Origin of the sequence: Nocardia sp. NPDC051832 (genome assembly GCF_040681285.1) — a bacterium.
In the GTDB taxonomy this organism is placed as follows: domain Bacteria; phylum Actinomycetota; class Actinomycetes; order Mycobacteriales; family Mycobacteriaceae; genus Nocardia.
Window position 1 is genome coordinate 259,157 of record NZ_JBFAYL010000001.1, and the last position, 16,057, is coordinate 275,213.

At 67.4% G+C, this 16,057-nt stretch carries 14 protein-coding genes and 1 tRNA gene; 4 read left to right on the forward strand and 11 right to left on the reverse strand.

Features of this window, described 5'->3' with window-relative positions; translation table 11 throughout:
• The first annotated feature begins 67 nt into the window (after positions 1–67).
• The gene (locus tag AB0M14_RS01255; RefSeq protein ID WP_364986938.1) at positions 68–886 is read left to right on the forward strand and encodes an SDR family NAD(P)-dependent oxidoreductase; all 819 of its coding nucleotides are present in this window, start codon (positions 68–70) and stop codon (positions 884–886) included.
• Positions 887–931: 45 nt separating this feature from the next.
• On the opposite strand, the gene AB0M14_RS01260 is transcribed toward AB0M14_RS01255, so the two are convergent.
• Entirely contained in the window at positions 932–1,240 is a 309-nt protein-coding gene (locus AB0M14_RS01260) for a DUF6802 family protein (protein WP_364986942.1), read from the reverse strand.
• 102 nt (positions 1,241–1,342) lie between these two features.
• On the reverse strand, positions 1,343–1,534 hold the full coding sequence (locus AB0M14_RS01265; RefSeq protein ID WP_364986946.1) for a PspC domain-containing protein: 192 nt from the start codon (positions 1,532–1,534) through the stop codon (positions 1,343–1,345).
• A 206-nt stretch (positions 1,535–1,740) separates the two neighbouring features.
• Between AB0M14_RS01265 and AB0M14_RS01270 the strand changes: the two genes are divergently transcribed.
• Positions 1,741–3,384, forward strand: coding sequence for an ABC-F family ATP-binding cassette domain-containing protein (locus AB0M14_RS01270; RefSeq protein ID WP_364986950.1), 1,644 nt, complete (start codon positions 1,741–1,743; stop codon positions 3,382–3,384).
• A gap of 148 nt (positions 3,385–3,532) precedes the next feature.
• Positions 3,533–3,967 carry a hypothetical protein gene (locus AB0M14_RS01275; protein ID WP_364991202.1) on the forward strand — a complete coding sequence of 145 codons (435 nt, stop codon included), beginning with the start codon at positions 3,533–3,535 and terminating at the stop codon, positions 3,965–3,967.
• A gap of 41 nt (positions 3,968–4,008) precedes the next feature.
• Here AB0M14_RS01275 and AB0M14_RS01280 read toward each other — a convergent pair.
• From AB0M14_RS01280 to AB0M14_RS01315, 8 genes are all read right to left on the reverse strand, one after another.
• A tRNA-Met gene (locus AB0M14_RS01280) sits at positions 4,009–4,086 on the reverse strand.
• Positions 4,067–4,780: a hypothetical protein gene (locus tag AB0M14_RS01285; RefSeq protein WP_364986953.1), complete on the reverse strand. Its 714-nt coding sequence runs from the start codon at positions 4,778–4,780 to the stop codon at positions 4,067–4,069. Before AB0M14_RS01285 ends, AB0M14_RS01280 begins: the two co-directional genes overlap by 20 nt.
• A gap of 154 nt (positions 4,781–4,934) precedes the next feature.
• A complete protein-coding gene (locus AB0M14_RS01290; protein ID WP_364986956.1) occupies positions 4,935–5,423 on the reverse strand; it encodes a hypothetical protein in 489 nt (162 codons plus the stop codon).
• 737 nt (positions 5,424–6,160) lie between these two features.
• Positions 6,161–7,537 carry a phosphoglucosamine mutase gene (gene glmM, locus AB0M14_RS01295; protein WP_364986959.1) on the reverse strand — a complete coding sequence of 459 codons (1,377 nt, stop codon included), beginning with the start codon at positions 7,535–7,537 and terminating at the stop codon, positions 6,161–6,163.
• A gap of 158 nt (positions 7,538–7,695) precedes the next feature.
• A complete protein-coding gene (gene rpsI, locus AB0M14_RS01300) occupies positions 7,696–8,139 on the reverse strand; it encodes a 30S ribosomal protein S9 (protein ID WP_364991205.1) in 444 nt (147 codons plus the stop codon).
• 68 nt (positions 8,140–8,207) lie between these two features.
• The gene (gene rplM, locus AB0M14_RS01305; protein WP_364991209.1) at positions 8,208–8,651 is read right to left on the reverse strand and encodes a 50S ribosomal protein L13; all 444 of its coding nucleotides are present in this window, start codon (positions 8,649–8,651) and stop codon (positions 8,208–8,210) included.
• A gap of 182 nt (positions 8,652–8,833) precedes the next feature.
• Entirely contained in the window at positions 8,834–10,324 is a 1,491-nt protein-coding gene (locus AB0M14_RS01310; RefSeq protein WP_364986962.1) for a hypothetical protein, read from the reverse strand.
• Positions 10,325–10,388: 64 nt separating this feature from the next.
• The gene (locus AB0M14_RS01315; RefSeq protein WP_364986966.1) at positions 10,389–13,130 is read right to left on the reverse strand and encodes an FHA domain-containing protein; all 2,742 of its coding nucleotides are present in this window, start codon (positions 13,128–13,130) and stop codon (positions 10,389–10,391) included.
• Positions 13,131–13,265: 135 nt separating this feature from the next.
• Here AB0M14_RS01315 and AB0M14_RS01320 point away from each other — a divergent pair, with 135 nt between their 5' ends.
• Positions 13,266–14,693 (forward strand): metallopeptidase, encoded by a 1,428-nt coding sequence (locus tag AB0M14_RS01320; RefSeq protein ID WP_364986971.1) that lies wholly within the window; start codon positions 13,266–13,268, stop codon positions 14,691–14,693.
• Here the strand turns inward: AB0M14_RS01320 and AB0M14_RS01325 are convergent.
• On the reverse strand, positions 14,690–15,961 hold the full coding sequence (locus AB0M14_RS01325; RefSeq protein WP_364986974.1) for an FHA domain-containing protein: 1,272 nt from the start codon (positions 15,959–15,961) through the stop codon (positions 14,690–14,692). The genes AB0M14_RS01320 and AB0M14_RS01325 overlap by 4 nt on opposite strands.
• Positions 15,962–16,057 lie beyond the last annotated feature (96 nt).

Sequence of the window (16,057 nt, forward strand, 5' to 3'; positions counted from 1 at the left end):
GCTGGAGTCGAATCCGCAGTGTGTACACCCTAAGATCAACCTGCCGCTGGTTGGGGAGGAGACGGAATTGTCGAATGGTGGACGGGTGCTCGGCGACCGGAGGGTCGCGCTGATCACCGGTGCGGGTGGGCTGCTCGGCAATGCGTTCTGCCAGGCTCTTTACACGGAGTACGACATCGTGGCGGTGCATCGGGAGCGGATACCGGGGGTGCCCACCCAGTACGAGTGGTTCGTCGACCCGTTCGATCCGGAAGCCGAACTGCCGGAGAATCGTTCGCAGGTTTATCTGCTGCGCGCCGACCTGGCCGAGAAGGGTGAGGTGGAGCGGGTCGTCGATCTGGCGCTGGCGCGGTTCGGGACGGTGGACCTGCTGATCAACAATGCCGCGCACATGGTGTGGCATCCACAGGGCGTGGTCGACGGGGATGCCGCGCTGGACGACTTCGACAACCACTTCCGGACGAATGTCGAAGTGCCGCTGCGGTTGGCGACCCGGTTGGCCCAGCGGAGCTGGCTGCATGATCGGGACCGGAACCGAGCTCGCAATCGCAATATCGTCAACGTTTCCAGCCTCGCGGGCACCGGCGTCTATCCGGGCGGGCAGGCGCTGTACGGGTCGTCCAAGGCCGCGCTGAATCATCTGACGCGCCACCTGGCGGTGGAGTTCAAGGAGTTCGGGGTGCGGGCGAACGCGATCGCGCCCGATAGTTTCCCCGCGCGGGTGCCCACCGAGAAGGTGCTGTTGTCGATCCTGGAACTGGACCGCGGCGGTATGACCGGCGGCGTCTACGCGATCGAGGGTCAGCTCGAGATGGAAACGACCGCGGGCAGGCACGCGCTCACCACCACGCCCGCGCCACTGACCACCACGCCCACGCCGAACTGACGCACGCGAACCTGGCCGGTACTACCGGCCAGGTTGCGGGTGGGATTACTTGCCGAGGGTGCCTTCGTCGGTGCGCACCCATTCCTGGGTGCCGTCCGGATGCTGGTGGAATTCCCAGGCGGCGTAGTCGCCGTCTTTTTCCACCACTTTGACGTGGTCGGCGATGCCGTCGTTGTCGAAATCCGACCAGACCTGCATGGCTTCTTCGCCGGTCGTGGTGACGCTGTCGAAGTAGCCGTCGCCGTTGATGTCCTGGGTGGGGTTGTTGAGTTCGACGGCGCCTAGGCCGTCGAGGGAGGTGTGGGCGTCGATGGTGGGTAGATCCAAGCCGGAGAATTCTCCAGGAATGACCATGACTCCTCCTCAACAGGCTTCGGGCGGCGCCCGCGAGATGCGGGCTACCCCATCCTGTCATCCGCGAGCGCGCGGCGCAGCCCCCTTATTGATTGGCGAGCGTCACTTTTTCGGGATGACCAGCCACAGCACCAGGTAGACGACGAACTGCGGGCCGGGGAGCAGGCAGGACAGGACGAACAGCAGCCGGACTACGTTGGGGCTCCAGCCGAAGTATTCGGCGAGGCCGCCGCAGACTCCGGCGACCCACTTGTCGTGGGTGGAGCGGGTGAGACGGCGGGGAGGGGCGGTCATTGTGGTTCCTTTCGTCTTCGTTCAGCGACTGTGCGGGCATCGGCGCTGATGCCCTTCGGTGCGGCATCTCCGTTGATGTCGGTCGCTCTGTCATCCACTCTGCTCCGGAAATAGCAGCCTGACATCGGTCGTCCGCCCTATCCGGACCCTGATTTCCGCGACCCCCGCCCTCAGGGTCTCCCCCGACGCTCGGCACAATTGCCCTGGTGAGTAGCACTCTGCATGCGCGTGGACTGGCCGCCGGGCACGGGGAACGGACGTTGTTCGAGGATCTCGATCTGACGCTCGCGCCGGGCGACGTGATCGGGCTGGTGGGTGTGAACGGGGCGGGGAAGTCGACGTTGCTGCGGATGCTGGCGGAGCGGAACGCGCCGACCGGGACCATTACGCTGAGTCCGCCCGACGCGACGGTGGGGTATCTGGCACAGGAGCCGGAGCGAGTCGCCGGGGAGACGGTGCTCGAATTCCTGGGCCGGCGGACCGGGGTGACCGAGGCGCAGCGGCAGATGGACGCGGCGGCGGAGCGGCTGGCCGACGGCGGCGAGGACGATTACACGCCGGCGCTGGAGCGATGGCTCGCGCTGGGCGGCGCCGATCTGGATCAGCGCGCCGAGGAGGTGGCGGCGGATCTCGGGCTCATCGATTCCCTTGCCGGCGGGCTGGACACGCCGATGACCGGGTTGTCCGGCGGGCAGGCGGCGCGGGCCGGGCTGGCGTCGGTGTTGTTGTCGCGCTTCGACATTCTGCTGCTGGACGAGCCGACGAACGATCTCGATCTGGACGGGCTGGCGCGGCTGGAGCAGTTCGTGACCGGGGTGCGGGTGCCGCTGATGGTGATCAGCCATGATCGGGAGTTCTTGGCGCGCACCGTGAACCGGATCGTGGAACTGGATCTCGCACAGCAGCAGGTGGGGGTTTACGACGGAAGTTACGAGTCGTATCTGGCGGAGCGGGAGATCGCCCGGCAGCACGCGCGCGAGGCGTACGACGAGTATGCCGACACCAAGGCGGGTTTGGAGTCGCGGGCGCAGATGCAGCGCAATTGGCTCGAGCACGGCGTGCGCAATGTGCGGCGCAAGGCCAAGAACGGGGACTCGGACAAGATGGGCCGCAAAGCGCGCGCCGAGTCGACCGAGAAGCAGGCGGCGAAGGCGCGGCAGACGCAGCGGCGGATCGAGCGGCTGGACGTGGTGGAGGAGCCGCGTAAGGAGTGGGAGCTGCGGATGGAGATCGCCGCGGCGCCGCGCAGCGGGGCGGTGGTGGCGACGCTGTCGCAGGCGGCCGTCACACGCGGAGATTTCACGCTGGGACCTATTACTACGCAGGTGGATTGGGCCGATCGGATCGTGCTGACTGGGGCCAACGGGTCCGGGAAGTCGACACTGCTGGCACTGCTGCTCGGAAAGATTCAGCCGGACAGTGGAACTGCCGCGCTGGGATCCGGTGTCCAGATCGGCGAAGTCGATCAGGCGCGTGGGCTGTTCAGCGGAAGCCCCTCGCTGGCTGAGACTTTCGGCGCGGAGATGCCGGATTGGCCGGACGCCGACGTGCGCACCTTGCTGGCGAAGTTCGGGCTGCGCGGACCTCACGTGATGCGCGCCTGCGAAACCCTCTCCCCCGGTGAGCGGACTCGCGCGGCGCTGGCGCTGTTGCAGGCCCGCGGGGTGAATCTGCTGATCCTCGACGAACCCACCAACCATCTTGATCTGCCCGCCATCGAACAGTTGGAGCAGGCGGTCGAATCCTTCACCGGGACAATGATTCTGGTAACCCACGACCGGCGCATGCTGGACTCGGTCAGCGCCACCCGCCGGTGGCACATGAACGACGGGCAACTCACCGAAGCCTGATGGGCGGCCGCAAGGATCCGCTCCGGCGGCCGTCGATCCCGGCAAGAAGAAGCGACTGCCTGGTCGGCATCGACAACTAGAACGGGTTACAGTTCCGTCGATAGCGTGATCGAGGGAGTGCACTGTGAACAAGGTCGAATTGGCTGCGATAGCGATCGAATTGGGGATCGATACCCGAATCACACTGGCGGCAGCCGGATTGCTGTTCATTCTGGCATTGGTGCTCGGCGTGTGGAAGTACCAGCAGATCAGCGTCTCCCCCGACGCCACCGCACACATCTACGTGGACATCGCGCATCGCGCCACCCTGCTGTATTCGTTCGCCACACTGCTGCTCGCGGTCTTCTCCGAACTCAGTGCCTGGCCGACCGCGGTGAATCTCGCCGCCGTCCTCGTGATCCTGATCTTCTTCCTCGCCGCCATTGCGTCCTATATCGTGCACGGCTGGCTGCGGGACACCACCAACCAGTTCCATGGGCAGACCAGCACGGCCGGCACCCACATTTCGATGATCGCCCTGATCATCGGTGAGATCGGCGGATTTCTGGTGTTGTTCACCGGTTTCGTAGCAGGCCAGTTCTGAAAAAGAAAGCCGGATCATCCAGGGATGACCCGGCTTTCACCTGGTTGCGGGGACAGGATTCGAACCTGCATAACCCGACTTATGAGACCGGTGGGCGTCCTAGTTGCCTCCACCCCGCGTCGGTAATTCCATGTTAAGAGCCCGGGATCCTGCCTGCAATTGATTATTCGGCGCGACCGCCACCGGGTATAGCGGCCGACCGCGGAAGGACCTCGGGTCGACCCGGCCGACGCATTCCCGCGCCCGCGGGGCGCGTCCGACCACCTCGAGCAGCTCGACGGCTTGCCCCCACCCCATTCTGCGCTCATGACGTGCCGCTTCGGCTATCAGCGCCTCCCGTGAAACCCCCTGCTTCAAAGCCATTTCCAACGCCGCCCGCGCTTCCGGCCATTCCAGCGTGCGCGCCACATCGATCGCGGTACGCACCGCACTCGTAGCCATCACACCCTGAACGACCTCGAGCTCCGCTTGATCCACCCGATCGTTGTGCACGACCAGCCTCTTGCTCCGAGACGCACGCTCGCCGAGCACATGCGTTGCCTCGTCCTCCCGCACCGAAAACCCGTGCAGCTCAGCAGCAGTGCCATACGCCGCCGGCACCGACGGCAACCCCAGCAACAACCGCGCTCCCTCCACCCGTAAACGCGCACTTGTCGGCGTGCACGCCTCCCGATAGACCCCACGAAAAACCCGCACCCACTCCCCGCGATCGATCCGCGCCCGCATCTCCGCCCGGGTGTACTCGCACAACACCTGCCACGAGGTGAACACCCCGAACTGCCTGTCCCGCACCTCATCGAGTCCTGGTCGCATGGATCCACCATCGCTCGAGCCCACCCCAGCCCCCGCCCCGCCACCTGCGGGAACACAAAGTCTGTGGATAACCGGAATCCTGTGGATAACAGGCTTTCAGCGACCGGTCAGAGCCTCCAGGTGAGACACCCTCGGCCCCAGCGGCTGCCGAGCTTCATTTGCCCAACGGTGCTTCGGCCCACCAGTATTTGAGGACCTCGTCCTGACTGTGGCCACGCCATTTGACGCTGATGATGTATCGCTCCCGGCCCGGGTCGTTGGGGAACGAGAAGTAGACATCGCCGGTAATGCGAGCTGACGCTCCCTCCTCCGGCAAGGTCGCCAGCGCCTCGGCGGGCAACATCGGGTGGGGTGCGGGTTTGGCCGGCGCCGGAATCTTGCCCCGCGAACCGGCGTAGTCGTACAGATAGGCCTCATCTAGTTGGCGTTGCACCGCTTCGATCGTCAGGTAGTCCATGACGCTGAAGGACATATCCGTGCCATCGTGGTGATAGCAAGTCGCGGTTGCAGCGGCGCTGCTGCTGCCTTGGGAACAGACGGACTCTTTCCACCCACGTGGGCCACGGCGCTCGGTCAGCAGCTGAGGAAAAGCCGCGACCATGCCTTGATGGGAAGCCGGCCACTTTTCTCCCTTGAACTCCACAGTGCCGCCCCCTTGTGCCGAGACTCCGATGAGTACCCCGCCAACCACCAGGCCGACGACCAGAACAAGACCGATGATGAGTGGGACCCGGGAGGCTCGGCGCGGCGCACCCTGCGCACCGGGATAGGGCGAGGGTCCTTGGGCGGGCCAAGGCTGCCCAGGCCGGTTGTGCGGCCCGCCGAGCCCCGGCGCGTACCCTCCGGGAGCACCCTGGGCGGGCACGGGCGGCGGTCCGGCAGGTTGGGGGGCGGCGGAATACCCCGGTGCCGAGTAACCCGCAGGCGCGTAACCCCCTGGGCTGCCGTAACTTCCGCCAGCTGCCGGAGCAACCTGAGTGGGGTCCGCAGGCCGACCGCCCCGCTCGTCGGGCGGAATGTAGCGCGTGGCACCGTGCGCTGCGGAACCCGCGACCTGGGTGGGGTCGTGCGGCCCAGCACCCGGCGAGTACTTCTGATGGCCACTGCCGTCGTTGAATGCCCCGGCCATATATTCCCCTCCGAAAAGTACTGCGTCGCAATCCGACCGAGACAGCGGGAGCATCGAGCAACCACCGGTCAAGGCGCCCGCCGATCCTAACCGGCGCGGGATCAGGCCGCTCCCACTCGGGTGTCGCGGACTCGGCTGGCCTGGCTGGCGCGATCTGTGGCGGGCGCGCAGGGGTGGGCGCGACGGCCGGACGACCCTCGAGACCGTGCGCCGGTGCGACGTCGGGAATTAGGCGTCACACCGGCTGAGAACTAGACCGCCGCAACCCGTTTAGCGAGGTCGTCGGCGAGTTGCTGGGCGCGTTCGGGGTCGGTGGCTTCGACCATGACGCGGACGAGTTGTTCGGTGCCGCTGGGGCGCAGCAGGATTCGGCCGGTGTCACCGAGGATGGCTTCGGCTTCGGCTACCGCGTCCTGGACTTCGGGCGCGGCGGCGACGAGGGCTTTGTCGGTGACCGGGACGTTGATGAGGACCTGGGGGACGGTGCTCAGGACGGAGGCGAGGTCGGCGAGGGGGCGGCGGGTTTGGGCCATGCGAGCCATCAGTTTGAGGCCGGTGAGGATGCCGTCGCCGGTGGTGCCGAAGTCGGGCAGCACGGTGTGGCCGGACTGTTCACCGCCGAGGGTGTAGTTGCCGCGGCGGAGTTCTTCCAGGACGTAGCGGTCGCCGACGGCGGTGGTGCGCACCGTGATTCCGGCTTCGCGCATCGCGATGTGCAGGCCGAGGTTGCTCATGACGGTGGCGATGAGGGTGTTGTCGCGCAGGGTGCCGGCTTCCTTCATGGCGATCGCGAGGATGGCCATGATGGTGTCGCCGTCGACGACCGCGCCGGTGCTGTCGATGGCGAGGCAGCGGTCGGCGTCGCCGTCGAAGGCCAAGCCGAGGTCGGCGCCGTTCTCGACGACGGCCTGCTGCAGCTTGCCCAGATGCGTCGAGCCGCACCCGTCGTTGATGTTGAGACCGTCGGGTTCGGCGTGGATCGCGATGACGGTGGCGCCCGCTTCGCGCAGCGCGGCCGGACCGACCTCGGAGGCGGCGCCCTCGGCGCAGTCGATCACCACGGTCAGCCCGGACAGGTCGGCGCCGGTCGCCTCGACGAGGTGTTCGACGTAGCGCTCGTGCGTGCCTTCGAGGCTGTACTGGTCGGGGACCGCCTGGCCGTGGTCGCGCGCGCCGGCGGCGTTGAGCACCCGGCCGATGCCCGCGCCGGTCGGCCGGATCGGGTTGTTCTCGGCGATCAATGCTTCGATGCGGTCCTCGATGGCGTCGTCGAGCTTGTGCCCGCCCGCGGCGAAGATCTTGATTCCGTTGTCCGGCATGGGATTGTGCGAGGCGGAGATCATCACGCCGAGGCACGCGTCGTAGAGGCCGGTGAGGTAGGCGACGGCCGGCGTCGGAAGCACGCCCACGGGAAGAACATTCACACCGGCGGCGGTCAGCCCGGCGACCACGGCCGCTTCCAGCATCTCGCCCGAGGCCCGCGGATCCCGGCCGACGACGGCCAGCGCACGCTGCTTGCCTCTGCCCAGAATCTGCGCTGCCGCACCCGAAACCTTCAGCGCCAGTTCCGGACTCAGTGATTCATTGGCGAGCCCGCGTACACCGTCGGTGCCGAACAAACGTCCCATAACCTCGTCGCCCCTGTAAGTAGTTCCTTGCCGGGATATAGCACGAGAGCAGGCGACCAGCGTGAAGCTGGAAGCCTGCTCTCATACAGCTGCCACGCCGACCGGGCCACCCCCGACACCACCAGGGTGACGGAAGCGGACCGGCAGCGAAGCCAAAATCAGCGCTTCGAGTACTGAGGCGCCTTACGGGCCTTCTTGAGGCCGTACTTCTTACGCTCGGTGGCACGCGGGTCACGAGTCAGGAAGCCGGCGCGCTTGAGCGCGGGGCGATCCTCGGGGGTGACCTCGATCAGCGCACGGGCGATGGCCAGACGCAGCGCGCCGGCCTGACCCGAGGGGCCGCCGCCGTGCAGCAGGGCGACGATGTCGAAGGACTCGGTCCGCTCGACGGTCACCAGCGGGGACTTGACCAGCTGCTGGTGCACCTTGTTCGGGAAGTAATCCTCGATGGTGCGGCCGTTGAGGGTGAAGTTGCCGGAGCCCGGAACCAGTCGCACGCGGACGACGGCTTCCTTACGACGGCCGACGGTCTGCACCGGGCGGTCGATCACGACGGGGGCGTAGGTGGCGGGCTCGGCGTCGTAGCCGTATTCCTCTTCCACGACCTCGACGGCGGCGTCGCCGTCGGCGACCTCCGCGGTGAACTCTTCGGTGTATTCCTCAGGAGCGGTCACTGGGCCACCTGCTTGATCTCGAAGGGAATGGGCTGCTGAGCGGCATGCGGGTGGCTCGGGCCTGCGTAGACCTTGAGCTTGCCGGCGATGGCGTTGCCCAGCTTGTTCTTCGGGATCATGCCCTTGACGGCCTTCTCCACGAGACGGTCCGGACGCGACTCCAACACCTGACCGACAGTGCGGCTCTTGAGACCGCCCGGGTGGCCACTGTGGTGGTGGATCAGCTTGTCCTGCTTCTTGTTGCCGGAGATGGCAACCTTGTCAGCATTGATGATGATGACGAAGTCGCCACCATCGAAGTTCGGCGCGTAGGTCGGCTTGTTCTTGCCACGCAGCAGGCCAGCGGCCTGCACGGCAAGACGGCCGAGCACTACGTCAGTGGCGTCGATGACGTACCACTTGCGGGTCACGTCACCAGCCTTGGGGCTGTACGTAGGCACAGTGCTTCCCTGTCTGTAGTCGGTGTTGCCGGCCAGCGTGTAGTCGAGCAATCTCGTGCGAGATCGCCAGCCCCGGCGGCCGGTGGAGACCCGGGGCTAGGTGTTCGACCCAAGCCGAAGCCTGAGACGTCCACACGCCAACGAGCCACGATACCGGACCGGCATCAATTCACCGAATCGGGTCAGATCTCCACCGGAGGACCTGGGTCGATGCCGTCTTTCGGCCCCGGAATGACATAGCGCAGGTGGTCGATGCCGGATTGCTCACACACCTGCTCGCCGATCGGCCGCTCGTTCGCGGTGGCGATACCGGGCGGCTGCTCATTGAGGATGTACGGCGTGCGCGGGCAGTCGGCGAGCGTCGTGTCGCCGGCCGCGGGCACGCCGGCCGCCGCGAGCATCAGCCCGCCGAGCGCGGCGCCCGCCCCGAACAGCTTGCCTTTGGTCTTGCCCCACAGCTTGCTCTTGCGCTGCGGATGCTCGGTCTCGTCGTCCTCGTCGCTGTGCACCGGATCGCCCCAGGGCTCCCGGGCACCGCGGCTCGGCGGCGGCGGATAGGGCGAGCGCGGGCCCGCCGGGCTGGGCGTGACCGGCGGCCGGGTGAACCGGCTGCCCACCTCGCTCGCGTCCGGCGGCTGCTGCGCCATCTCCTCCCGGGTGACCCGGGTGGTGGGCGCGTCGACCGGCGGCGTCGTCGGATAGCCCGCACCGTAGGTCACCACCGGCGCACCGGACTGTGTCGTCGCGGGCGGCGCCGGGATATCGCGGCGGACCGGAGGCGGCGCCGCGGGCTCGGCGTGCCGCCCCGAGGACACCGGTTCCCCGGATTCGTTATCGGTGACCAGCAGGTGCGTGGCCCCGAGCACCAGCGCGTGCATCGGATGATCGGCGACCTGTAACCGATGCCCCAGATGATTCTGGAACGCCAGCCGCAGCGCGTCGTTGAAGCAGACGTTGCCGCACAGCAGCACCGTCGAGGTGTCCGCGCCGATGGAGCGGGCCGCGGCCATCACCTCGATCACCACGTTGTCGGCCGAACGGGCGTCCCGCATGGCTTCGGCGTCGACCGGCACGTCGACCGACTCGGTCGGCATCTCGTCGTCGCCGTGCACCGCGACCACCAGCATGGTGCGGCCGTCGGAGTAGACGCCGGTGGCGCCGATCCCGCGCGGATCGCGCTCGTCGGGGCGGCGCACCAAGCCCAGGGCGCGCACATAGCCGGACAGCGCGACGCTCTCCGGCAGCGGCTCCACCGTCACGTCGAGCTGTTCGACCAGCTCGGCGTAGATGTCGACCTTCTCGTCGGGCCACGGGTCCGGATACGGCAGCGCCACCACGTCGGGCTTGCCGCGCAGGTGCTTGCCGATCGCGGCGAGCGGGTTGTAGAGCCGGGCCCGGAAGACCAGCTCGGCGGGCCAGGTGGCCCCGGCGACCACGATCTGCGGATGTCCGAGGATGTCGCGGACGTCGGCGATGGCGCGCCCCAGATCCGGGCGCGCCTGCTCCACCCCCGCGGTGTGCAACCGGCCCTGAGCATCGGCCAGCAGATATGCCGGCGGGGTATAGGTACCTTCGACCTGCACGGGACGGATGGGAACTCCCCCGCCGCCCGCGGCCACGGACACCACATCCCAGCCGAGATGTACTGCCCCTACACGCACTGTCACAGGCATAAGTGTGCCTGCTGTCCGAACCGAACGCTCGCGATGCTCGACGTGCCCAGGTCAGCCACGGGTTTCACGAGACGGCCTTCTTCTTCAGCCGCAGCCGCTGCCAGATGATCAGCGACAGCAGCGCGGCGATGAGCGCGAGCGCGCCCACGTCGAGCGCCCACGAGAAGATGTCGTGATCGAAGAACGTGTCGTCGTCCTTCTGCAATCCGACGACCAGCCGCTTCAGATCCACCGTCGACGCGCTCGCGGCGTACCCCCAGCGCGAGGGGAACAGCCAGGACATCTGCTCCAGGCCGAGGCGCTTGGTGACCGGGATGAAGCTGCCCATCGCCACCAGCTGCACCACCAGCGCGAGCACCAGACCCGCCATGACCTGCTCGTTCGACTTCACGAACGAGGAGATCAACAGGCCGAGCACCACGCTGCAGATGGCCAGCAGGGTCAGATCGAAGAACAGCTCGGCCGCGCCCAGCCCGTTGTACAGCGTGAAAGCGTCGGACGCGGTGACCTCGGCATCGTCGGGTTTCGGGAAGAGCACGCCCTCCTCGGGCGGGTTCTTGAGCAACAGCACCATGCCGACCATGGCCGCGATCTGATAGATGGCGGCGATCGCGAAAACGCTGATCTTCGACCACAGATAGGCGAACGAGGACAGCCCCACCGCGCGTTCGCGCTGGTAGATGGTGCGCTCCCCAACCAGATCGCGCACGCTCAGCGCCATGCCCATGAAGAACGCGCCGATCACCAGGAACGACAGCAGCGTCGCCGCCTCGCCGCTGGAGGGAATCTTGAAATCGCCGGTGATCGGATCCTGCGCCATGGCGGGCTGCTTGAACCCGTTGGACCCGGGCGCGGCCAGTGTCAGCAAACCGATGACGAGCGGCATGAGCAACAGCTGCAGCATGTACACCCGGTCGGCGAACATGAGCCGGATCTGCCGGCGCGCCAGCGTCGAGAACTGTTTGCGGGTATTGGTTTTCGGCGGTTTGCCGGCCTGACCGTTGCGCACCGCGGGTGGCGGCGGCGGCGCGGGCGCACCCGCTTGCCGGGACCGATAGGCGGCGAACGCCTGATCCGGATTGGCCGCGACATCGCCGAAGATCTTCGCCCAGTCGCTGGTGCCCATCGCGCTGCCGACGCCGCCCGGGTGCCCGCGGAACGCGGTCTTGCCGCCGGGCGCCAGCAGCAGCACCTGGTCGCACATGTCCAGGCAGGCCACCGAGTGAGTGACCACGATGACGACGCGACCGGCGTCGGCCAGCTCCCGCAGCATCACCATGACCTGACGGTCCAGCGCCGGGTCCAGACCCGAGGTGGGTTCGTCGAGGATGAGCAGCGACGGGCCGGTGAGCAGCTCCATCGCCACCGACGCGCGTTTGCGCTGACCGCCGGAGAGCCGGTCGACGCGGGTGTCGGCGTGTTCGGTGAGCGAGAGTTCTTTCAGCACACCGTCGATCACCTTCTGGCGATCGGCCTTGGTCATGTCGGGGGGCAGGCGCAGTTCGGCGGCATAGCCGAGGGCCTGGCGGACCGTGAGTTTGGTGTGCAGGACGTCGTCCTGCGGGACCATGCCGATACGGGAACGCAGCGCCTCGTATTCGCCGTGCAGGCTGCGGCCCTCGAAGGTGACCACGCCGACGGACGGATTGTTGGCGCCGGCAATCAGTTTCGCGAGCGTCGACTTGCCCGCGCCGGACGGCCCGATCAGCGCGGTCAGTGATCCCGGACCGGCCTGCATGCTCACATCGACGAGCAGATGTTTGTTGCCTTCGACGGTGAATCCGACTCCGTGCACGCCCAGGCCCTGTTCGGCGGCCGGCTTCTTGCGGTGGACGAGCGTGCCGTCCTGTACCTCGAAGTCGACGTTGCCGATGGTGACCACGTCGAGCTCGCGCAGCACCGTGCTCTGCTGCCGGTGACCGTTGACGAAGGTGCCGTTGGCCGAGTTGAGGTCTTCGATGACCAGCTCGCCCTTGCGCGCGACGAGGCGCGCGTGCTTCCGCGAAGCCAGCGGGTCGTTGACGACGATCTGGTTGTCGGTGGTGCGGCCGATGCCCAGTCCGCTCGGCGGGATCCGGTCCGCTTTGGCGATGGGTTCGGTGGAAGCCTTGGGGCGCTTGGGCGGAACGATCGGGCGGCTCTTGAAATCCGCCTTCATCGTCATGTTGAAGTTCGGCTGTTCCGGCTCGGCGGCCGTGGGCGGCTGCTGCGTCGTGGGCGGAGGCGTGGGCTGTTGCGGCGGCTGATAGGACACCGGCGGCGGCGCCGGCTGATGGTGCGGCGGAATCGGTTGCTGCGGTTGCTGATACGCCGGCCGCGGGGGCTGGTACTGCTGGTAGGGCTGTTGTGGACGCGGCGGCTGTGGCGGCTGCGGCCGGTGTTGCATCTGGGACGGCTGGTAATTCTGCGGCTGCGCCGGCGGCGGTTGCGGCGGGCGGTGCTGCTGTTGCGGCGGCTGATAAGCCTGCGGCTGTGGCCCTCTGGCCTGCGGGCGCGGCCCCGGCGTCAGACTAAGCAGCGGACCTGTGATGGCATCCCCCAGCCGCACCTGCGTGGGGCGGTCGATCGTCACCGGCTGACTCAACCGGCGCGCGTCCACGAAAACGCCATTGGTGCTGCCGTTGTCGGCGAGCACCCAGCCGTGCCCCTGCCAGGTGAGCGTTGCGTGCACCCGCGAGACCAGCGGACTGTTGACGTACAAAGTCACCTCGGGCGCACGGCCCATGGTGATGTTCTGCGCGGAATCGAAGACCCGTTCGGTTCCATCATGGCGCACGGTGATGGTCTGCGCCCCCGGTGAAGACATGCAGCGGATACTATGCCATCACCCGGACATCGGCGGTGCCCCCGACGCGCCTGCAGCCGGTTGTTAAGCGAATGACAAGTGAGTGTTGTGTTAGTGAGACCGGCCGACTTAGGGGGAGCCTTGCCGAAACTTCCAGTGACCGCAGTCGTTACGGTTCTGCTCTGCGCGGTGGCGTTGCTGGCCGGCTGCACCCGTTCGGTGGACGGGCGCGCGGTGTCGGTCTACGACGACCCGTTCAAGGTCGCCGGATTGCCCACTACCCAGGGTCCGAGCGGTCCGCGGCAGGGCGTCGCGGACAGCGATCTGAAGGCGACCAACGGCGACGGCGGCGAAATCGACACGCTTGCCCTGAACGCCGTCGACGACATCCAGTCCTACTGGTCCGGGGAATACAAGAAGTACTTCGACGGCGATTTCGATCCGGTCGACAAGCTGCTGTCCTGGAGTGCGAAAGCCCCCCGCGCGCAAGCTCCGGAGTTCTGCAAGGACACCACCTACCGGCTGGTGAACGCCGCCTACTGCCGCCTGGACAACTCCATCGGCTGGGACCGCTCGGTGCTGCTGCCGACCATGGTGGAGACCTTCGACAAGATGTCGGTGGTGATGGTGCTGGCCCACGAATACGGGCACGCCATCCAGACCATGTCCAAGATCGTCGGCACCAAGGATCCGGTGATCGTCAAGGAGCAGCAGGCAGACTGCTTCGCGGGCGCGTTCATCCGCCATGTGGCCGAGGGCAAAGCCAAGCACTTCACCATCAACACCTCAGACGGGTTGAACAAGGTGCTGGCCGCGACGGTCGCGATTCGCGATTCCAACCCGGACGATCCGGAGAGCGTGCACGGTTCGGCGTTCGAGCGGGTGACCGCCGTGCAGATCGGATTCACCGACGGCCCGGCCTCCTGCAAGCGCATCGACGCCGACGAAATCACCTCCCGCCGCGGCAATCTGCCGCAGACCTTCGGCGGCCAGTCCGGTGAGTACCCGGTCAACAAGGAGACGCTGGTCGAGCTCAGCAAGGCGCTCGCCTCGATCCTGCCGGTGGACAAGGCGCCCACCTACGACTATTCGACCGCCAAGATCGACTGCAAGGACGGCACCACCACCAACCCCGTGTCCTACTGCCCCGCAAAGAATCTCATCGCCACCGATATCCCGGAGCTGTCCAAACGCGGCACCCGCAGTGACGACGAAGAAGAGAATCCGCTGCCGCTCAAGGTGACCGGCGATTACAACGGCTATGTGGTGTTCATCGCGCGCTACACCCTCGCGGTGCAGAAAGCGCACGGCCAATCGCTGACCGGCGCGAAGACCGGGCTGCGAGCGGCCTGCCTGGCCGGGGTGGTGACCGGCAAGCTGGCGGACCCGGCCCGTTCCCGCGAGCACGGCGATATCGCCTTGGCCGCAGGCGATTTGGATGAAGCGGTGTCCGGCTTGCTGACCGACGGCCTGGCCGCCAGCGACTCCCGCGGCCAGACCGTGCCGAGCGGGTTCTCCCGGGTGGACGCGTTCCGCGCGGGCGTGCTCTACGGCGAGAACACCTGCATGTCGCGGTATTCCTAGCCGAACGGCGGCGGGGCCGCTGGTTCGTAACGCAGCACCCGGTTTCCGATCATCACCTCGGTGCCCGGGACCAGGATCATCGGCTGGTTCGGGCTGAGCCGCACCCAGTCGCGGTAGCCGGGCATGCGGGTGCGGGTGCCGTTGGTGGAGCCCCGATCCACCAATGCCACATCCCAATTCATCAGGTGGATCTCGGCGTGCGCGCGGGACATGCCGCCGGAGGAGTCCTCCACCTTCAACGGCACCAGGCCGCGTTTCTGCGCTGCCTCCGAATGCTCCGGGTCCCGGCCGAGCACGGCGTCGGTGGCGAGCATGTAGGTCATGCCGTCGTCCAGGATCAGCATGCCCAGCGGCGGGCGGACCACCTCGCTGATCGCCTGGGTCTGATCCACCGGCATCCCGCAGACGGTGCAGAAGGCCGCGCGCGGATCGCTGGGATGGGCTCTGGCGCACTTGAATCCCATCACCTTGACGACCAGCGAGGTGGCTTTCGCGGTGGCTTCCAGACGGGCCTGCAGGTCGGGATCCGGGCGCGGCGCCGGGTTGGTGCCGCTGTCCTCCAGGTCGCCCTGCTGAGTCAGCGCGTGGTGCCGATCCGGTTCGTGCACCGAGGTTTCCGAGTGCTCCTCCGGGTCCGGTTGCGGCTCCCGAGGTTCGGGATCGATGCGCGCGGTGGGCAGCGGATAGGGCTGGGCGACCGGGGTTTCGGTGGCCGGTCGGCCGGCTCGGGGTCCCGCCGACCAAATGACCGCGCCGGCGCCCTGCGCGATACCTTCGACCAGGCGGCCGATGCCGCGGTCGGCGGGCAGTTCCGGAATCCGGCCCTGCGCGCCGTCGGCGAACAGCGCGAGGGCGCGCGCCGGGAACGCGGCGACCCGGTCGACGGTGAACGCGGCATCACTGCCCCGGAACTGCTCGATTCCCACCGCCCCGGCCAGCACCGCGGTGACATTGCCGTGCAGGAAGATCGCCACCCCGCCGTTCTCGGCCGCGGACAGGATGCCGAAATCGATGGGCACCCCGGGGCTGATCTGCTCGGCGTGCTTCATCAGCCAGCGCGTCGACTGCCGGGCCACCAGGGCGCCGGGTCCGCGCGGCGATTGCCGGGCCGCCTCGCGAACCAGGCCGGCCAGTGCTTCCAAGGCCCGCACGGCGGTGGATTCCGGGTGCAGCCGTTCGCTTTCGCGATGCGCGACGACTATCAGCGCGCCGGCCACCCGGGCCACGGCATGCGCGCCCGCGACCACCTCGACCTGCTGATCCTTCACCGGAATCGGCCTTCGCCGAGCACGGGGTTCTGGATCGTGGTCATGTCACACAGGGTAGTGGTCCGCGTCGACGCCAGGGGAGGCAGCGGACATTTC